Source organism: Olsenella sp. An285 (genome assembly GCF_002159625.1).
Lineage (GTDB): Bacteria > Actinomycetota > Coriobacteriia > Coriobacteriales > Atopobiaceae > Thermophilibacter > Thermophilibacter avicola.
In genome coordinates this window covers 179218-196029 of sequence record NZ_NFIZ01000002.1, presented here as the reverse complement: position 1 = coordinate 196029, position 16812 = coordinate 179218, and the positions used below count along the sequence as shown (strand labels likewise).

At 68.1% G+C, this 16812-nt stretch carries 19 protein-coding genes; 6 read left to right on the top strand and 13 right to left on the bottom strand.

Going from position 1 to position 16812, the window contains the following annotated elements:
- Window position 1: 1 nt before the first annotated feature.
- The 5 genes from B5F79_RS02405 to B5F79_RS02385 form a co-directional block, all read right to left on the bottom strand.
- Window positions 2–1081, bottom strand: coding sequence for an ABC transporter substrate-binding protein (locus B5F79_RS02405; RefSeq protein WP_087217305.1), 1080 nt, complete (start codon window positions 1079–1081; stop codon window positions 2–4).
- A complete protein-coding gene (locus B5F79_RS02400; RefSeq protein WP_241147233.1) occupies window positions 1071–1859 on the bottom strand; it encodes an ABC transporter permease in 789 nt (262 codons plus the stop codon). The genes B5F79_RS02405 and B5F79_RS02400 overlap by 11 nt, the downstream gene beginning before the upstream one ends.
- A gap of 1 nt (window position 1860) precedes the next feature.
- Complete coding sequence (locus B5F79_RS02395; protein ID WP_087217304.1) at window positions 1861–2202, bottom strand: thiamine-binding protein; 342 nt, start codon at window positions 2200–2202, stop codon at window positions 1861–1863.
- Between the two features lie 364 nt (window positions 2203–2566).
- Entirely contained in the window at window positions 2567–3169 is a 603-nt protein-coding gene (locus tag B5F79_RS02390) for a metal-dependent hydrolase (protein WP_158094820.1), read from the bottom strand.
- 144 nt (window positions 3170–3313) lie between these two features.
- A complete protein-coding gene (locus B5F79_RS02385) occupies window positions 3314–3766 on the bottom strand; it encodes a C-GCAxxG-C-C family (seleno)protein (RefSeq protein ID WP_087217302.1) in 453 nt (150 codons plus the stop codon).
- A gap of 92 nt (window positions 3767–3858) precedes the next feature.
- Here B5F79_RS02385 and B5F79_RS02380 point away from each other — a divergent pair, with 92 nt between their 5' ends.
- Entirely contained in the window at window positions 3859–4842 is a 984-nt protein-coding gene (locus tag B5F79_RS02380; RefSeq protein ID WP_087217301.1) for an NAD(P)-dependent oxidoreductase, read from the top strand.
- Window positions 4843–5238: 396 nt separating this feature from the next.
- On the opposite strand, the gene B5F79_RS02375 is transcribed toward B5F79_RS02380, so the two are convergent.
- Genes B5F79_RS02375 through B5F79_RS02355 form a run of 5 tightly spaced genes read right to left on the bottom strand, consistent with a single transcriptional unit; the run spans window position 5239 to window position 9077 of the window.
- The gene (locus B5F79_RS02375; protein WP_087217300.1) at window positions 5239–5796 is read right to left on the bottom strand and encodes an Asp23/Gls24 family envelope stress response protein; all 558 of its coding nucleotides are present in this window, start codon (window positions 5794–5796) and stop codon (window positions 5239–5241) included.
- Window positions 5797–5842: 46 nt separating this feature from the next.
- Window positions 5843–6220 carry a DUF2273 domain-containing protein gene (locus tag B5F79_RS02370; RefSeq protein WP_087217299.1) on the bottom strand — a complete coding sequence of 126 codons (378 nt, stop codon included), beginning with the start codon at window positions 6218–6220 and terminating at the stop codon, window positions 5843–5845.
- Between the two features lie 2 nt (window positions 6221–6222).
- Complete coding sequence (gene amaP / locus B5F79_RS02365) at window positions 6223–6903, bottom strand: alkaline shock response membrane anchor protein AmaP (protein WP_087217298.1); 681 nt, start codon at window positions 6901–6903, stop codon at window positions 6223–6225.
- Window positions 6904–6963: 60 nt separating this feature from the next.
- Complete coding sequence (gene nhaA, locus B5F79_RS02360) at window positions 6964–8415, bottom strand: Na+/H+ antiporter NhaA (protein ID WP_087217297.1); 1452 nt, start codon at window positions 8413–8415, stop codon at window positions 6964–6966.
- Window positions 8416–8417: 2 nt separating this feature from the next.
- Entirely contained in the window at window positions 8418–9077 is a 660-nt protein-coding gene (locus B5F79_RS02355) for a DUF1836 domain-containing protein (RefSeq protein WP_143786216.1), read from the bottom strand.
- Window positions 9078–9201: 124 nt separating this feature from the next.
- On the opposite strand from B5F79_RS02355, the gene B5F79_RS02350 reads away from it, so the two are divergent.
- The 3 genes from B5F79_RS02350 (at window position 9202) to B5F79_RS02340 (ending at window position 12516) form a co-directional block, all read left to right on the top strand.
- Window positions 9202–10056, top strand: a complete 855-nt coding sequence (locus B5F79_RS02350; RefSeq protein WP_087217295.1) for a DegV family protein — start codon at window positions 9202–9204, stop codon at window positions 10054–10056.
- A gap of 466 nt (window positions 10057–10522) precedes the next feature.
- Window positions 10523–11884, top strand: a complete 1362-nt coding sequence (locus B5F79_RS02345) for a PASTA domain-containing protein (RefSeq protein WP_087217294.1) — start codon at window positions 10523–10525, stop codon at window positions 11882–11884.
- 95 nt (window positions 11885–11979) lie between these two features.
- Complete coding sequence (locus B5F79_RS02340; RefSeq protein WP_087217293.1) at window positions 11980–12516, top strand: hypothetical protein; 537 nt, start codon at window positions 11980–11982, stop codon at window positions 12514–12516.
- A gap of 186 nt (window positions 12517–12702) precedes the next feature.
- Here the strand turns inward: B5F79_RS02340 and B5F79_RS02335 are convergent, their stop codons facing one another.
- Together B5F79_RS02335 and B5F79_RS02330 are read right to left on the bottom strand one after the other, a co-directional pair.
- A complete protein-coding gene (locus tag B5F79_RS02335; protein WP_087217292.1) occupies window positions 12703–13404 on the bottom strand; it encodes a 5'-methylthioadenosine/adenosylhomocysteine nucleosidase in 702 nt (233 codons plus the stop codon).
- A gap of 235 nt (window positions 13405–13639) precedes the next feature.
- Window positions 13640–14128 carry an S-ribosylhomocysteine lyase gene (locus tag B5F79_RS02330; RefSeq protein WP_087217291.1) on the bottom strand — a complete coding sequence of 163 codons (489 nt, stop codon included), beginning with the start codon at window positions 14126–14128 and terminating at the stop codon, window positions 13640–13642.
- Between the two features lie 139 nt (window positions 14129–14267).
- On the opposite strand from B5F79_RS02330, the gene B5F79_RS02325 reads away from it, so the two are divergent.
- Together B5F79_RS02325 and B5F79_RS02320 are read left to right on the top strand one after the other, a co-directional pair.
- On the top strand, window positions 14268–14774 hold the full coding sequence (locus B5F79_RS02325; protein WP_087217290.1) for an RNA polymerase sigma factor: 507 nt from the start codon (window positions 14268–14270) through the stop codon (window positions 14772–14774).
- Window positions 14771–15973, top strand: a complete 1203-nt coding sequence (locus B5F79_RS02320) for a hypothetical protein (protein WP_087217289.1) — start codon at window positions 14771–14773, stop codon at window positions 15971–15973. The genes B5F79_RS02325 and B5F79_RS02320 overlap by 4 nt, the downstream gene beginning before the upstream one ends.
- 36 nt (window positions 15974–16009) lie before the next feature.
- Here the strand turns inward: B5F79_RS02320 and B5F79_RS02315 are convergent, their stop codons facing one another.
- The gene (locus B5F79_RS02315; RefSeq protein ID WP_087217288.1) at window positions 16010–16774 is read right to left on the bottom strand and encodes a mechanosensitive ion channel family protein; all 765 of its coding nucleotides are present in this window, start codon (window positions 16772–16774) and stop codon (window positions 16010–16012) included.
- Between the last annotated feature and the right edge of the window lie 38 nt (window positions 16775–16812).

The window sequence follows — 16812 nt, the reverse complement described above, 5'->3', positions numbered from 1 at the left end:
GCTACTCCAGGAAGGAGAGGTCGTAGCCCGCGTTGACATCGAGCTTGTTGGCCACGAGGTCGTTGTCGTTGAGCCACTGGTAGAAGGCGGCCCAGCGCTCGGGGTCGATGACGCCCCAGCTCTCGGCGTCGGCGGTGTACTGGTCGGCCAGGAAGGTCTGGCTCTGGTGGACGAGGTCGGCGTCGAGCTCGGGCACCTGCTCGCAGAGGATGTCCGCGGCGGCGTCGGGGTTCTCCACGGCGTACTCGTAGCCCTTCTTGACCGCGCGCAGGAAGGCCTTCACGGCGTCGGGGTTCTCGGCCGCGAAGTCGTCGTTGGCGGCGATGACCGGGGTGTAGTAGTCGAAGACCGGGTCCACCGAGATGAAGCTGAAGTAGTTGTACGGGAAGTCCTGGACAACGGCGTTCTGCACGGCCCAGGCCTCGTAGACCCACACGGTGTCGAACATGTTGGCGCGCAGGCCGGAGACCTCGTCGTCCACCTCGTAGGGCACGAGCTCGACCTTGGAGAAGTCTCCGCCGTCGGCCTCCATCACGCGGGCGACCGTGGCCTGCTCGACGGGCATGTTCCAGGTGGCGTAGGTGTGGCCCTCCATGGCGGCGGGGTGCGTGATGCCGTCCTCCTCGCGGCTCATGATGCCGGAGGTGTTGTGCTGGATGACGGCGGCCACGGCGGAGTAGGGCATCGGCTGGTCGGAGGCCAGGTTGTTGGCGATGTAGTCCTGGTAGGAGACGCCCATCTGAGCGCCGCCGGCACCGATGAGGGCGTCCGCGCCGTCCGCGGGCGGCTGGACGATCTCGACCTCGAGGCCCTCGTCGGCAAAGTAGCCGTTGGCCAGCGCCACGTAGATGCCCGTGTGGTTGGTGTTGGGCGTGTAGTCCAGGACAAAGGAGATCTTGGTCTTGTCGGCGTCGCCGGCGTTGTCACTCGAGGAGGCCGTGCCGTCCGGGCCCTCGACGGTCCCGGAGCTGTTGTTGCACGCGGCGAGCGCCGCGGTGGCCGCGACGGCACCGGAGGCGGCGACAAACTGACGGCGGCTGAGGTTCTTGAAGAGACTCTGCGAGAGGTTCTTATCGCTCATTGCTGTTCCTTTCTGCCCACTTCCAGGGCATGCACAGGCGCTGGGCGAGCTCCACGAGCTTCATGAGGCCCAGCGAGAGCGCGGAGATGACGATGATCGCGGCAAACATGCGGTCGTACGAGAAGGACTTGCGGACGCGCGTCATGTAGACGCCCAGGCCCTCGTTGCCGCCCAGCCACTCGGCGATGACGGCGCCCACGATGGCGTAGGTGGCGGAGATCTTGAGGCCGCTGAAGAACTGGTCCGCGGCGGCGGGCAGCTTGGCGTACCAGAAGATCTGCCAGCGCGAGGCGTTCATCGTGCGCATGAGGTCGATGACGTCGCGGTCCACCGAGCGGAAGCCCGCCACCAGCGAGACCGTGATGGGAAAGAACGTCGAGACGATCACGAGCACGACCTTGGGCAGCGCGCCGTAGCCGAGCCACAGCACCAGAAGCGGTGCTATCGCCACCGTGGGGATGGTCTGCGAGATGGTCATGATGGGCTCGAAGGCCAGGTAGAAGCTCTCGAAGCGGCCCATGAGCACCGCAAAGGCAAAGCCCAGGGCAACGCCCGCCGCAAGGCCGGCGGCGGCCTCGGCGAGCGTGGTCACGCAGTGGCCGGCAAGAAGGGCGGCGTCCTGCGCCAGCGCCTCGACCACCTGCACCGGCGTCGGCAGCAGGAAATTGGGCACGATGCCCACCGTCACCACGGCCTGCCACAGGGCGAGCAGCGCCGCAATGGTCACGAGCGGCGTGATGACGCGCCGCGCGCGGCTGGGCTCGGGGCGGGCGGACACGCTAGGCCGCCGCAGCCGCGGACTTCTCGGCGAACTCGGGGTCGCCGGGGTGGTACTTGCCAACCTTGTGCTCCGTGGACATGACGTCGCCCTCGGGGCGGAAGTTGATCTTGGCGTAGGTCATCATGTGCTTGCACCCCGCCTTGGCACCCACGAGCTGGCAGTTCTTGAGGATCTCCATGCAGGTCTCGTAGTCGCCCTCGATGGCCGTCTCGAACGGCCCCACGAAGTAGTCCACGCCCGTGGAGTCGATGTAGGCGATCACCGCGTCAACGGCGTCGCAGGTGGCATCGTCGGTCGTGGCGTCCATGGGCAGGAACTGGATTGCGATCGAGCAGTTCACGCGCCCTCCCTTCCGGGTGCTCGAGGCACCCCGTCTCTCGTAGGTGCCTCGTTGCGCGCGAAGCTCTTCCCTACGCCGGCATTACCCGGATCAGGTTCCTGGGTCAGGGCCGCCCTCGGACGCGCGTCCGCTCTCCTGGGCCCAATCTCAGCCGGCGTGCGCCAGCCCCCCGTTGTCGTTAGGTAGTGTAGCACGCACGCAGGCAAGAGGGACGGGCGCGGGGGCTCTTCTCGTCATCCCGCCCCCTCGTTCATCGCGCTCATCCGACCGCTTATCGTCCGATTTGGCCCTCCGTTGTGGTCGTCTGGACGCGATGAACGCAAATGGAGGACGCGGGCGGAAGGGGCGGCGACACGAAAGGGCGTCAGAGCGCGAGAAGGGCAGCGCCAGCCACCACGACGAGCCCCGCCGCGGTGCAGCACGCGTCGACGATGCCGTCGGTCTTGCAGAGCCCCAGGCAAAAGCCGTGCCGAACGGGCCAGAGCAGCCGAATCGGCCGGTGGTTGAAGAGGTCGAGGACAAGGTGGGAGGCAAGGCCGGCCGCGAGCGCCGGGGCGAGCGGAGGGCAGGCTAGGCGGGTCGCGGCGGCAAATCCCACGAGCGCCAGAAGCGAGTGCGAGAAGGACCGGTGGGCTGAGAGCCGCGCCGCGCAGCAGAGCGCGGCAAAGGCCACAGCCCCGAGCGCGATGGACTCGAGCCCGGCCTGCGCGGCGCGCCGTGCGAGCGGCCAGCCCGCAGTCGCGTCCAAGCAGATGGCAAGGACAAGCAGCGCCACGGCCGCCACGCGCGCGAGCCGGTCACGCAGCGGATGCGCGCTGTCGCGAACGTCGAGGTCGGGAAGCGTTCCTCCGAGCGCCCCGCCCGCCGCGGCCGCTGCGAGCTCCGTCACCGCGACAGGTCCTCCGAGCGCCGACGCCGCGGCGACTCCCGCCGCCGCGCCCACAATGACGTGCGTCCTCCCGGTCACGTGCCCCCCGTTCTTCTCGCTGCTAGGCGCCTCGCCCTCATTCATCGCGCTCAGACGACCACAGCAGAGGGCCAAATCGGACGAGAAGTGGTCGGATAAGCGCGATGAGCGCCGCGAGGCAGATGCCAGGCAGAACCCGGCGCCCTACGCCTCCGCCCGCACCTCGAGCTCGCGGCAGAGGATCCGCGCCGCGACGCCCGCCGCGAGCGCGCAGTGGTCCTGGCAGCTGGCCACGCGCTCGGCGCTCCCCCACTCCATGCCGCGCGTGAGCACGCGGCAGCAGGGCGTGCGGTGCCCCGTGCCCGCGCAGAACGCGTCGTGCAGCTCGGCGGCAAGTGGCTTGGTGCGCTCCTTGGTCCCCGTCATGAGGCCGAGAAACGCAACGCCCCCGGCGAGCGCGCCGCAGATGCAGCCCGAGCCGCCGATGCCCGCGCCCATGCCGGCACCCACGGCCACCACGGAGCGCGGGAAGTCCGGCTCGAAGGCGTCCCAGAGTGCCGCGATGACGGACTCGCCGCAGTTCATGTGGTCCGGGCCGGGCTGGTTGTTGCTCCTTGCGGCGGCCTCGACGGCCGCAATGCTCACGCTGTCACGCATGGCTCCCCCTCACGTCGAAGTCACGTCGATTCTAGCAAGGGTGTAAATTGGGGACAGTCCCCAATTTACAGACCGAAGGAAAGGGGCGTCCCGTGAAGATCTTTGCCTATTCGCTGCGGCCGTACGACGAGCTGGGGTACCTCGACGCCCTGAGCCGGGAGCTCGGCTTCGAGTACGACTGGACGCCCGACTACCCCACGCTCGAGAACGCCGGGCTCGCCGCCGGGGCGGACGCGCTCTGCATCATCACCAACCCCATGACGGCCCCGCTGCTGGACCGCTACCACGAGCTGGGGATTCGCGGCATCGCCACGCGCTCGATCGGCTACGACCACATCGATGTGGCCCATGCCCGCGAGCTGGGCATCCGCGTGGCGCACGCGGCATATCCCCCCGAGGGAGTTGCCGACTACACGATCATGCTGATGCTCATGGCCCTGCGAAAGATCAAGCTCGTCCAGCGCCACGCGGCGGCTCAGGACTTCACCCTCGAGGGCAAGATCGGCCGCTCGCTCGGAAGCTGCACGGTGGGCGTGGTGGGCACGGGCGCCATCGGCGCCTGCGTGACACGGGAGCTCCAGGGCTTTGGCTGCCGCGTGCTCGCGTTCGACCCCGTCGAGAAGAACGAGCTCGCCGGGCTCGTCGAGTACGTGGCCCTGCCGGAGCTCCTCGCCGCGTCAGACGTGGTGACGCTCCACGCGCCGGGCCTGCCCGAGAACCACCACATGATCGGCGCGGCGGAGCTTGGTCTCATGAAACCGGGCGCCATCCTGGTGAACGCAGCGCGCGGCAGCCTCGTGGACACGGGGGCGCTGCTCGACGCGCTCGAGTCCGGACATCTGGGAGGCGCTGCGCTGGACACCATCGAGCACGAGGCCAACCTCTACTACCTGGACCGAAGCCGCGTCGTCCTGCCCAACCGGGACCGCGCCGCCCTCATGGCCCTGCCCAACGTCATCGTGACGCCCCATATGGCGTTCTACACCGCCGAGGACGTGGAGGGCATGGTCCGCAGCAACGTGGAGGCGCTGCTCGCGTTTGCCGCGGGCGGGGACACGACCTACGAGGTGCGCTAGGCGGACGAGCCGTTTTTGCCATAATCCCAGGCGATTGGGCAGAACCTTTGATGCCCGGAACGGGACCGGGGACCATCAGGTGCGCGAATTAATGCCCCGCTTGTCCTTCTCGCCAGATCTCATGAGCGATTGGGCAACACTCTTGATTACGCCCGCTATTTATATAAAAGGTGCTACCCAATCGCCAGGGAATATTGCGAGAGCAGAGCTCGGCGGCGCAAGGTTCGGCAAGAGCGGGGCTCGGCAGAGGCCCAACGGTTCCGCCCCACCTGGGCGATAAGAACGGGCGGGAAAGGCCCTGGCTCCACGGCGCGGGGCCGCGACGGACATGCGCCGCCGCGGCCCCGACGTCGGACTTCCTAAGCTTCAGGGCTACGTATCTAAGTTTCCGGGGACCTACTCGTCGTCCTCGGGGGCGTCCTTGGCGTCCTTCTCGTCCCTCTTGGAGGGGGCGGCCCTGCGCGAGCGCTGCTCGATCTCCTCGGGCGTGAGGACGTCCTCGATGCGCAGGTTGACGCCCGCGACCTCGAGGCCCGTCATGCCGGTGACCTGCTTCACCACGGCGCGCTTGACGTCCTCGAAGACCTGCGGGGCGTAGGCGCCGTACTCGATGAGCACGGAGATGTTCACGCGCACCGCGCTCTCGGGCGTCACCTCGACGGTCACGCCCTTGGTGGAGTCGCTCGCTCCAAAGGCGTCCTGGACGCGGTTGAACCAGCTGCCCTTCATCCCCACGACACCGGGGACCTCGCGCATGGCGATGGCCACGATCTTCTCGATCACGCCATTGGAGAAGGTGAGGGAGTCCTCGGAGTCGAAGTCCTCGTCGTCCGTCAGGGCCTCGATGTCCGTGCCGGCGTCGGACGCCCTCGCGAGGTCCGCCTCCTCGCTCGCGGCAACGATCTCGTCCTTCGTGACGACCTGCTCGGCCGCGGTGCTCTCGCTGTTGCTCATGTCTCGCTCCTCGCTGCCGGGCGCCGCCCGGCGGACGTCGACTACCCTACTGGCTGTTCCTGTTGAAGAGGTGCCTCAGCGTGTTCACGATCCTGGGATCACCGTCGAGCGCCTGGCCGGCGGCCACGCCCACAAAGACGAAGACGGCTATCACCACGAGCGGCCACGGCCCCACGGCCAGGAACACGATCGCGGCAACGAGCCCGATGATGGCACCCCAGAAGGCCTTCTCCTGCCCCGGGAAGCTGCGGCGCACCCAGGCGGAGATGCGGCCCACGCCGTCGCGGAGGGCGTCGCCCACGGTGTAGCGGGCGTCCCCCGCGGCCGGGGCCTTCTCCGGGGCGTCCGAGACGTCGGCGGCCTCGGGGGCCGCGTCCTTCTCCCCCACGGTGATCTTGGGCTTGTGGTTCTTCTCGTCCGCCATGGCTACGCCTCCTTCTCGGGCTCGCGCGGGGCGCTCATGGAGACCGTGATCTCGCTGGTGGTGGCGTCCTGCTTCCTTGCGGGAGCGACGGGCTCCTTGGCCTCCTTGACCGCGGGCTCCTTGGCTGCGGCGCCACCCTCGGCCTCGTCCTCGCCGCCGGCAAGGGTCACGGACTCGGGCTCCACGAACTCGAGGCTCACGTCCTCGACCTTGTCGCCGCACACGGCGGCAAGCCCGTCGATGAGCTCCTCGTGGAGCTCCGCGCCCTTGACCACCACGTCCACGGTCTCGTGCGGGAGCACGCGCACGTGCACGCGAATGTGCCCGCGCGCCTTGGCGTCCACGCGCACGCGCGAGGCGGTGCAGGTGCCGTCCGCCTCGACGATGTGCGAGGCCTGGGCGGCGATGGCGTCGCGCGTGACGGAGATGACGCCGCCGTCAACGGTGGCGATCTCCACCGTGCGCACCGTGCGGCGCGCAAAGAGGGCCCGGCCCAGCAGCACCAGCAACCCCAGCGCGCTCACCGCGAGGCTCGCCAGCACCGCCACGGTGTAGGGCTCCAGGTTGAAGAGCACCGAGGCCTCCTTGGTCCACGGGCCAAACCACGTGAGCGCCAGGGACGCCAGAGAGAAGGCGCAGGCAAGGACGAAGACCACCATGCACAGGCGCTTGAGTCCACTCATGCGAATCTCCAATCAGCCGGGGCTCGCGGGCTGCGCGGCGCCTCCCGCGGGTCACGTACCCTAGGATACCCCTTGGCCCGGACGAGAATCGCGCAGAGGCCGAGAAGGACGCTCGGCGCGCCGCTCCCCGCGGAGTTCGCGCCGCCCCGCGCCGCCGCGCCGCTCCCCGCCGCGGATGGCGAGGCAGGCGAAGAACGCCCCCAGCACCGCCGAGGTGACGGATCCCAGAAGAATCGCGCACTTGGCCGCAACCGCCTCCTCCGGGGAGGAGAAGGCGAGCCCGGTGATGAGGATCGACATCGTGAAGCCCACGCCGCCCATGATGCCCACGGCCACGACCTGCGGCCAGTCCATGCCGCGCGGCAGGCGGGCGAAGCCCAGCCGCACGAGGAGCCAGGTCACGAGGATGATGCCCACGGGCTTGCCCAGAACGGCGCCGAGGAAGGCACCGTGCGCCACGGGACTCGCCAGGAGGGCGCCGAAGTTCTCCCCCACCAGGTGAAGCTCCGCGTTCACGAAGGCAAAGAGCGGCAGCACGAGGAAGTTCACGAAGACCGAGACGTAACGCTCCATGCGCTGGAGGGGCGGCGTCACGTGGTGCATCACGCGCTCGGTGCGCCAGGCGCGTTCCGTGAAGTCATGCTGGCCGAGGACGTGGTGCTCGTCGTCATAGGTGTCGTCGAGGTCGTGGGCGCGGTGCTCGAGCCAGCTGCCGAGCTCGGAGAGCCTCACGTCCGAGCGGCTGGGCAGCGCGAAGGCGAGGATGACGCCGGCCAGCGTGGCGTGGATGCCCGAGTTGAACATGCACGCCCAGAGCACGAGCCCGAGCGCCACATACGGCGCCACGGAGTACACGCGGGCGCGGTTGAGGGCGAGAAGGGCCCCCACGAGCGCGAGCGACGCCGCGCACCAGGGGAGGTCCGGCGCCTGGCCGTAGAAGAGCGCGATCACCACGATGGCGAGGATGTCGTCCGCGATGGCGAGCGTCTGGAAGAACACCTTGGTCGCGGGCGAGATGCGGTCTCCCAGGAGGGACACCACGCCCAGCGCGAAGGCGATGTCCGTGGCGATGGGAACCGCCCAGCCGCGGGGCGAGCCGCCCTCGGCGAGGTTGACCGCGAGGTAGATGAGGGCGGGCACGCAGACGCCGCCCACGGCCGCAAGCATGGGGAGCATGGCCTGGCGGGGGCGCCGCAGCTGGCCCACCGTGGTCTCGTACTTGAGCTCGATGCCCACGAGCAGGAAGAAGACCGCCATGAGGAAGTCGTTCACGAACTGCTCCACGGTGAGCGAGACCGTGAGGCGGCCCACGCCCACCACGAGCGGCAGCTCGAGCAGGTACTCGATGCCCTCGTAGAGCGGCGTGTTGGCAACGATGAGGGCGAGGACGGCAGCCGCCACCATCACCGCCGCGGCAACGGTGCCGTTGCCCGTCACGGCAGAGAGCGCGGTCCTGCGCTCCAGGCGCCGGACGACCGCGGGCTCCTCGAAGATGGCCCCGGGGCGCGACATGCTCACATCCCCCTCTCGCCCAGGAGCAGCGTCTGCTCCACGGCAACCTTCGCGGCGAGCGCGTCGATCGCGGCCTGGAGCACGCGCGCGAGCTCGGGGGCGGCCGGGTCGCCCGAGCGGTCGAGGAGCTCGAGCACGGGAACGGGTGCCGGGGCGAGGTCCTTCTCGGCGTCCCCGCCCTGGGCGTCGTCATCCTGGGAGGCCTTGCCGTCCCCCTCCCCCGCCGCGTACGAGAAGCGCGCGGCCAGGGCGCGCTCCAACGCCTCGCAGGAGCGGTCGTAGAGGGACTCGAGGTCGAGCTCCGAGGTCCAGATCATGGCGGCGAGCGTGGTGACCTGCGCGATGGAGAAGACGCGCTTGAGCGCGCACACGAAGAGCAGGGCCGCGACGTGCCGGCGGGTGTAGCGCTTCTTGTGCGGCGCCGGAATCACGCCCTGCTTGACGTAGTTGTTCACCATCGACCCCGTGACGAGGGTCTCGCCGGGGACCTCCATGAACTCGAGCTCCTGCGAGACCAGCGTGAGGAGCTGGTCCAGGTAGAGCTCTATGCGGGGCATCTCGCGGATGCGCGAGAGGTGCACCGAGCGCATGCGCTCGGCGAGCTCGCGACGCTGGCCGTCCGTGACGCGCACGGGCGCCAGCGCCCTGTTCTTCTCGGCCACGCCGCCCACCTCCGTAGTATCTCCAGAAACGGATTACCTAGTATTCAAAACCATGTGAAAGGGCTATAGTCATCCCACCATGATACTGACCGGGGCGCCCAGCGTCACGTCACGAGGGGGACTCATGAACGAGCAGCGCATCGCCGTCATCACCGACTCCGGGACCGACACGCCAGCGGCCTTTGCCGCCGAGTACGACGTGCGCGTGATTCCGCTGCGCATCAACTACTCGGACGGCTCGACGTACGAGAACGGCGTGGACATCACGGCCGAGGAGGTCGTCGAGCGCTTTGCCGAGGAGATCCCCTCCACGTCGCTCCCCTCCCCCATGAAGATCCGCGACACGCTGGAGCAGGCGCGCCGCGACGGCTACACCGGCGCCGTGGTGGTGACCATCTCCTCAGGGCTCTCCGCCACCTTTGAGACCATCGGCATGGTGGCGCGCCAGATGGAGAACTTCCCCGTGGTCATGGTGGACACCAAGAGCATCGGCATCGCGGCCGGCTTCGTGGTGATGGAGGCCGTGCGCCAGATCGAGGCGGGCATGCCGCTCGAGCGCCTGGGCAGCGTGCTCACCGCGGTGAGCGAGCGGGTGCGCGTGTTCTTCTCTGTCCAGAAGCTGGACTTCCTGCGCAAGGGCGGCCGCATCAGCGAGGCCGTCTACCGCGTGGGCTCCGTCCTCAACATCAAGCCCGTCCTCACCTGCAGCCCCGAGGGCAAGTACGTCATCGAAAAGAAGGCGCGCGGGTGGCAGCGCGCGCTGGACACGCAGATCTCGCTCGTGGCCGAGCAGGCGGCGCGCTGGCCGCAGGTGCGCCTGGCGGTGTGCACGTACGACCCGGCGCTACGCGAGGAGCTCGTGCCGCGCCTGCGCGAGCGCGTGGGCAACGCGGTGGAGGTCCTGACGACCGGCCTCTCCGCCGACCTGCTGGTTCACACGGGCCCCACGCTCGTGGGCATGGGCGTGCAGGGGATCTAGCGGCGCTTGGGGGCGGGTCCGGGGCGGTCCGGCGGCGATCCGGCGGCGCGGGCAGAACGCGCTTGTCCGTTTTTTCCGAATCCCGAGTTGCGCGTGGCGAGAAGAGCGCGTAGCTCGGGATTTCTCGTCTTTTGGCGACAAATCCGGAGCTACGCGTCCGATAGTTCAACGTTTGCCACGCGCAGGTCGGGATTTCCGGAATCCCCACTTACGCGTGCGGCGGCGCGACGGTTCTGGCCGCGAATCTGTCGAACTTTCGCACCTCACGCGACGAGGTGCGGGAAAGCGACGTTCCGCGGCGCCATTCCGTCGAGCTGCCGCACACTCTCTGTCCCGCCCAGGCCTCGTCTCCCCCACCGCTCGCCGACGAGCGCCAACCCGAGCGGCGTGGCAAACCGGGTGCATACCGCTTTGCCACGATGTCCCGCAGCCGGGCGCCGTAGACTCTTGAGCAGGAGGTGCGGCCATGATACCCAGGGCATCAGAGCGGGCGGAGAGGGACTTTCTCGAGCACGGCCTCACCACGCGCGAGACGGACGCCGTCCGCTCGACGCTTGCCGGAATGACCGCCGCGGAGGCGGCAACGGAGATGGGAGTCGGCGCGTCGACCGTCGGGAGCCTCCGCAGAAACGCCTATCAGAAGCTCGGTGCCACCAGCGGTCGCGAGCTTGTCCAGCGCTACGCCGAGAAGAACGACGATGGGCCTGAATGGGGCGAGGCGCTGCGCAACCATGGGCTGAACAGGACGCAGGCGGATGTCCTCGCGCTCGTGGCCTCCGGGCTCTCGACAGCGCAGATCGCCGAGGAGCTTCACGTCGCCCCCGGGACCGTTCGCGCCGCCCGCGCCAACGGATACCGAATGCTGGGGGTGCACTCGCATCACGAGCTCGTAGAACTCCTCGACCAGACGGTCTCGGAGGGGGTCCCCCTCAATGAGCCTGGGATCAGTGCCACAAAGAAGGGCGCCGTCGAGAAAGACGCCAACGAGAGGCAGCCGCCCGCAACGAGACAAAGGCAGCTGAGCCGCAGAGGATTCCTGCTCGGCGGGGCTATTGTGGCATCGTTTGCGGTCATAGCTCTCGGTGTCGCCCATTTCGCGCCTGGAGATGCTGAGGTGCGAGCGAACGATACCGTCTCCACCCCATACGGCGATATGCCGCGAGTCGTTGGAATGAACGTTCACGACGCCTGGGGGACACTTGCCGAATCCGGCTTTCTCCCGCAGATAGCATCGGCCTCCGACGAGGATTCGCCACCCGGAACCGTCATCTCCCAAGAGGCTCTTGAACTGCCCGTCGGTACGGTGGCCAGCGCGATGGATGCCGGAGGCGTAACGCACGAGGAGTATTCCTCGGGCCACTGGGTGGCTGCTGCGCGCATAACAGTGGCAGACGTGATCCAGATTCCACAGTACGTGACACATCGCCAAACCATCGCTGAGATCACGCAGGCCCTAAGGGAGCTGGGAATCAAGCACGTCTCGATATCCTACGAGGACGACTCCACTGGGAGCTCGCGTATCGTCAAGGAGCTCTCCCCGCCCCCCGGAGCATGGGTCACCCCTGATGAGGAGGTGAGACTCACCGCCACGAACACTGTAGAGATGCCGAATATTTTGGGCATGGGTCCCGTCGAGGCGTCTGCGACCTTGCTTAACGTTGGTCTGGCCCCCTCCGAAAACGTCATTGGCTACAAGACATCAGAGGAAACCGGGTGGAGCAGGCCGCTCGTCGTCTCGTGCTCGGTTCCTGTGGGCGAGATGGTGGAAGTGGGGACCCTCGTCCGGGTGGAGTACTCCGAACCGCTTGTCGGAGCAACGTTTGGATAAGAACGACGTTAGGAGGAATCAAACGAAGAATGGTTAGATATACTATCTAAGGTAATCTGTTCAGTAATCCTGAACTATCGGGAGCGTGAGGCGTCATGGTAAACGCACGGCACAAGCTCGCCATTCTTGGTGCAATCGTGACGGGCCTCTTTCTTGCTGGATGCACCGCCAACGCACCGGCGCCGGCACCTGAGACCACTCAGGAGGAGACGCCTGCCGAGGTTACCGATCGAGTCGAAGACTCCGAGCCAAAGGACAAGACCGTCGAGCCCGACGAGGAGGTCATGTCGTCGATGACCTGCGTTCCGCTCGATGACGCACAGCTCGAGAAACTGAGGCTCTTTGGCCTGTTCGAGCGCGGCGTCACCGTCGAGGTGCTCCAGGAGGAAAACGAGACCTGGTGGGTTCTTGTCGCCGACAGCGCCGGCGAGGATGGAGATTCCTGGACACGCAGCGCGTACCTGACCAACGGACTCGACCAGGCACCTGCCGAGGAGCGGTACCGCAGCGGAACCTGGATCGAGCTCGACGAGAGGGACCCCTGGGAGAACGTCGACTGGGACGAGGAGCGGTTGGTGCGGGCCCAATCGGCGCTCACGCTGGCAGAGCAGACGCTTGGGGAGCTCCCGTAGGGGCGTTCCCCAGCAGATGCTTAGCAAGAAGAACGTCGCGCCACCGCACCCCTGCGACTGGGGTGCGGCGGCGCGACGGTTCTGGCCGCGAATCCGTCGAGCTTTCGCACCTCACGCGACGAGGTGCGGGAAAGCGACGTTCCGCGGCGCCATTCCGTCGAGCTGCCGCACCTAGAGCTGTCGCACCTACAGCGCGGCCACCATGCGCTCGACGATCTTCGCGCAGCGCTCGGCGGAGGCGCGCTCGAAGGTGGCGTAGTCCATGGCCTGGCCCTCGGTTCCGGGCTTGTCCGATATGGCGCGCACCACGACGAAGGGCACGCCGTTGGCCTCGGCCGCCTGGGCAATGGCCGCCCCCTCCATCTCGCAGCACAGGGCGCCGAACTGCCCCACGATGCGCGTGCGCGTGGACTCGAGGCAGACGAACTGGTCGCCCGACGCCACGCGCCCGGGCAGCGCACTCACCTCGGGCGCCACCTCCGCCGCGGCGGCGAGCGCCGCCTCGCGCAGGGTCGCGTCCGCAACGAACTCCACGCGCTCCCGACCGGGAATGAGGCCCGGCGTGTAGCCGAGCTCCTCCACCGTGAAGTCGTGCTGGACGCAGTCCGTGGCCACCACGAGGTCGCCGATGTCCAGCCGCTCCGGGTCGAGCGAGCCCGCGATGCCGGTGTTGATGAGGTGCGTGCAGCCAAAATGGTCGGCCAGCACCTGGGCGCAGATGCCGGCGTTGACCTTGCCCACGCCGCACTTGACAACAACCACGTCCTTCTCGCCCAGGCGCCCCGAGCAGTAGTCCTGCCCGGCCACGCGCTCCGCGCGAGCGTCCGCGAGCTCGTTCTTGAGGTGCTCGACCTCGACGTCCATGGCGCCGATGATTCCGATCTTCATGCCTGCCTCCTCACTTCGAAGCTGTCGCGCTCTCGCTCAGGTGCGCGGGCGCGACATCTTGTGTATCAAAAGCGTCCGACTGCCGCACCTCAGCCAAAAAAGGTGCAATTATCCGACGTTTTCCGCGCTGAAAGTGTCGCTTCTCCGCACACCAACAGGAAAGGTGCGAGTACGCGACACTATCGGCAGGAAAAACGTCGTACTGCCGCACATGTCGCACGTCGGTCACAAAATCTCAGTCCTGAGGATAGACGAGATGCGCCTCGTCGATGTGCTCGAGCGTGCCCTCCAGGTAGCGGCGGGCCCACCACTTGGCCTGCACGAGGTCGGCGTCGTGCCAGTTGCCGCACTCCTCCGGGCGCGCGCCGGGAATCTCGCCCTCGAAGTCGCGCACGAACTCGAAGGTCTCGCGCACGAGCGGTGCCACCTCGGCGGAGGTGTGTGACCCAAAGAGGATGAGGTAGAAGCCCGTGCGGCAGCCCATCGGGCCAAAGTAGACCACGCGGTCTCGCCACTCCGGGCTGTTGCGCAGGTAGGTGGCGCCCAGGTGCTCGATGGCGTGGACGGCCGCGGTGTCCATCACGGGCTCGCGGTTAGGCGCGGTGAGGCGCAGGTCAAAGGTGGTGACCACGGCGCCCGTCGCCGGGTCGGCGTCCACGCGGGACACGTAGACGCCCGGCTCGAGCGCAAGGTGGTTGACGGTGAAGCTGGCGATCTTCTCCATGGGGCTCCTTCACGAGCAGAGGTTCTTCTCGGCGGTTCTTCATTCACCCAAGTGTAGCGAGTCGGGCGCCCCGACTATTTTGGGACAGACGGGACGCAGCCTCGTGTTATAGACAGAGGCCCCGAGAGAAGGAGACACGATGCCCCAGCGGGTGGTGAGAGACGACGCGTTCCTGCGGCGGACGATGCGCGACCACGGCGCCAGCGTGCTGCGCCTGGCACTCGCGCAGACCGGATCGCGCGCCGACGCCGAGGACGTCTACCAGGACGTCTTCGTGGCGCTGGCCTGCAGCGACACAGAGTTCGCCGACGCCGACCACCTGCGCGCGTGGCTGCTGCGCGCCACGGTCAACCGCTGTCGGGACCTCGCGCGCTCGTGGTGGCGCCGGCACGCGCAGTCCTTCGACGCGCTGGGCATCGAGGTGGCGCAGGGCGAGAAGGACGAGGGCGCCCGGGACCCCGCCGAGCTCTGGTCGGCCGTCCAGCGCCTGCCCGAGCGCTACCGCACCGTCGTGCACCTGCGCTATGTGGAGCAGCTGCCCGTCGACGCCATCGCCGCAGCGTGCGGCATCTCCGAGTCCGCCGTGCGCACGCGACTCTCGCGCGCCACGAACAAGCTGCGAGTCTATCTGGGAGGCATGTCATGAGCGAGAAGAGCCCTGTGGAGAAGAACCTGCGCCATCTCTACGAGGGAGTCCGGCCCGGCAAGGAGCTCGACGACGCCGTGATCGAGCGCGTGCACGAGCTGCGGCGCCACGAGCGGGAGACGACGGTCGCGCGCGCACCCGTCACGCGCCGGGCCGTGCTCGTGGGGGCGGCGGGATGCGCCGTCGCGGCGGGGCTCGCCCTGGGTCTGCCCGTCCTCCTGGGCCCTGGTGACAAGGGCGCCTTTGGACTCGTCATCGCCCAGGCCGCGGAGGAGGGCAATGCCGTGGCAGTGAGCGCGGGGCCCGAGGGACTCATGCCCTGCGACGGCACGTACGGGCCTTACATCCGCCTCTCCCTCAACCTCAGCGTCACCGGCAGCAGAGTGGAGTCGGTGACGTACCGGGTGACGGACAGTCCCGTGGCGACGATCGATCGCCCCTCAGTCCACAATCCGGCGACCGAGTATCCCGTCGTTGAGATCTACACGGAGGCGCCAGGAGACTATGGCGACGAGATGCCTCCGGGAGATGCCCCCGAGACAGTGACCATCGACCCGGCGGCATCGGGCGACGCGCCCTGTCTCGATGTCAACGGCAACGTGCCCTACCTCACGGTCAACAACCGCGATGCCTTCTGGGCAAGTGACGAGACCCTCCAGCTGCTCCGCGCCTGGCTGGACCTGGAGTCACGTCCGTGGAGCAACACGGGCGAGTATGCCTGGCGGGAGGGAGAGACGGACGAGGAGCACCTCGAGCGCGTGCAGCGCCTCACCGAGGAGGCGTATGCGGAGTACGAAGCGCTGCAGCCCCAGATCCAGGCCGCGCGCGAGGCCTACCTCGAGAGCTTCCGCGCGCACGCCGCGACGCGGGAGTCCTTCGAGGAGTGGCAGCGCACGCTCTACGTGAACAGCTTCACCTGCGCAGCGGACGCGCTCGGCGAGGCCCGACTCGAGGCCACGGCCGCGTTCGCAAACAGGGACGCGCAGACGCGCCGCTATCGAATCACGCTGGTGGACGGCTACGAGGAGGTGCTCTCCGAGCGCTTCGACGCGCTGCTCGCCCTGGACGACGACTTCTCCCAGTGCCTTGAGGAGGAGCTCCCTTGGCACGACTTCCCCACCCCCACGGAGGAGGAGATCGCGGCAGACCTGCGCCTCTCCACGCCGATCTTCCAGATCGAGGACGTGACGGAGGCGTAGCGAGGCTCTTCTCGCCCGGCGCCCTGGCCCCGCGCCCTACACGCAGCTCGCGAGCCAGGGCATGCCGGAGAGGGCGCGCGCCAGGCGGTCCTGCGCGGAGGAGAAGACCACGTCGGACTTGACGTGCAGGCGGACCTCCCCCTGCGTGCCGTAGGCGGTGAACGCGGTGAAGATGACGTCGGTCTCGAAGGCGGGGTCGAGCAGGTCGGCGAGCTCGCGCGCCGCCACGCGGCAGCACTCGTCCGCCACGGCGGTGAGGTCCGCGCCCGGCACCACGGCGATTGCCACGCCGCAGTAGCCCGCGGTCCAGGGCGTGATGCGCGTGAGGGCGGTCTTGGAGAGCACCGAGTTGGGGATGACCTCCTGGGCGCCGCCGCGCATGAGAACGGTGGTGCTGCGCCAGGTGACGTCCGTGACCTCGCCCGTGACGTCACCCACCGAGATGTAGTCCCCGGGCTGGACGGCCTTGCTCAGCATGAGGCTGATGCCGCCGATGATGTTGGAGATCGTGTCCTGCATGCCCAGGGAGACGGCGATGGAGACCACGCCGAGGGCGGCGACGAAGCCCGCGGGGTCCACGCCAAAGACCGGGCGCATGACGCTCATCAGCGCCAGCACCCAGATGATGGCGCGGGCGATGTTGATGAAGAGCGAGGCGCTCGGGAGGTTCGAGGCGTCGAGCAGCTTGTGCATGAGCCGCAGGACCACCCGCTCGATCAGCACCGCAACGACCACCGCAACAGCCAGCGTCACGCACTTGTCGAGCCAGCCGCCCGCGTCTATGCCCAGAAGATGCTCCATCCTCGCCTCCCCACGACATCGAACCTGTTTTATGCGTA

Coding starts and splice junctions, on each gene's coding strand:
- B5F79_RS02405 (WP_087217305.1), bottom strand. CDS start 1,081: ATGAGCGATAAGAACCTCTCGCAGAGTCTCTTCAAGAACCTCAGCCGC.
- B5F79_RS02385 (WP_087217302.1), bottom strand. CDS start 3,766: ATGCGTGACAGCGTGAGCATTGCGGCCGTCGAGGCCGCCGCAAGGAGC.
- B5F79_RS02375 (WP_087217300.1), bottom strand. CDS start 5,796: ATGAGCAACAGCGAGAGCACCGCGGCCGAGCAGGTCGTCACGAAGGAC.
- B5F79_RS02370 (WP_087217299.1), bottom strand. CDS start 6,220: ATGGCGGACGAGAAGAACCACAAGCCCAAGATCACCGTGGGGGAGAAG.
- amaP (WP_087217298.1), bottom strand. CDS start 6,903: ATGAGTGGACTCAAGCGCCTGTGCATGGTGGTCTTCGTCCTTGCCTGC.
- nhaA (WP_087217297.1), bottom strand. CDS start 8,415: ATGTCGCGCCCCGGGGCCATCTTCGAGGAGCCCGCGGTCGTCCGGCGC.
- B5F79_RS02350 (WP_087217295.1), top strand. CDS start 9,202: ATGAACGAGCAGCGCATCGCCGTCATCACCGACTCCGGGACCGACACG.
- B5F79_RS02345 (WP_087217294.1), top strand. CDS start 10,523: ATGATACCCAGGGCATCAGAGCGGGCGGAGAGGGACTTTCTCGAGCAC.
- B5F79_RS02340 (WP_087217293.1), top strand. CDS start 11,980: ATGGTAAACGCACGGCACAAGCTCGCCATTCTTGGTGCAATCGTGACG.
- B5F79_RS02335 (WP_087217292.1), bottom strand. CDS start 13,404: ATGAAGATCGGAATCATCGGCGCCATGGACGTCGAGGTCGAGCACCTC.
- B5F79_RS02330 (WP_087217291.1), bottom strand. CDS start 14,128: ATGGAGAAGATCGCCAGCTTCACCGTCAACCACCTTGCGCTCGAGCCG.
- B5F79_RS02325 (WP_087217290.1), top strand. CDS start 14,268: ATGCCCCAGCGGGTGGTGAGAGACGACGCGTTCCTGCGGCGGACGATG.
- B5F79_RS02320 (WP_087217289.1), top strand. CDS start 14,771: ATGAGCGAGAAGAGCCCTGTGGAGAAGAACCTGCGCCATCTCTACGAG.
- B5F79_RS02315 (WP_087217288.1), bottom strand. CDS start 16,774: ATGGAGCATCTTCTGGGCATAGACGCGGGCGGCTGGCTCGACAAGTGC.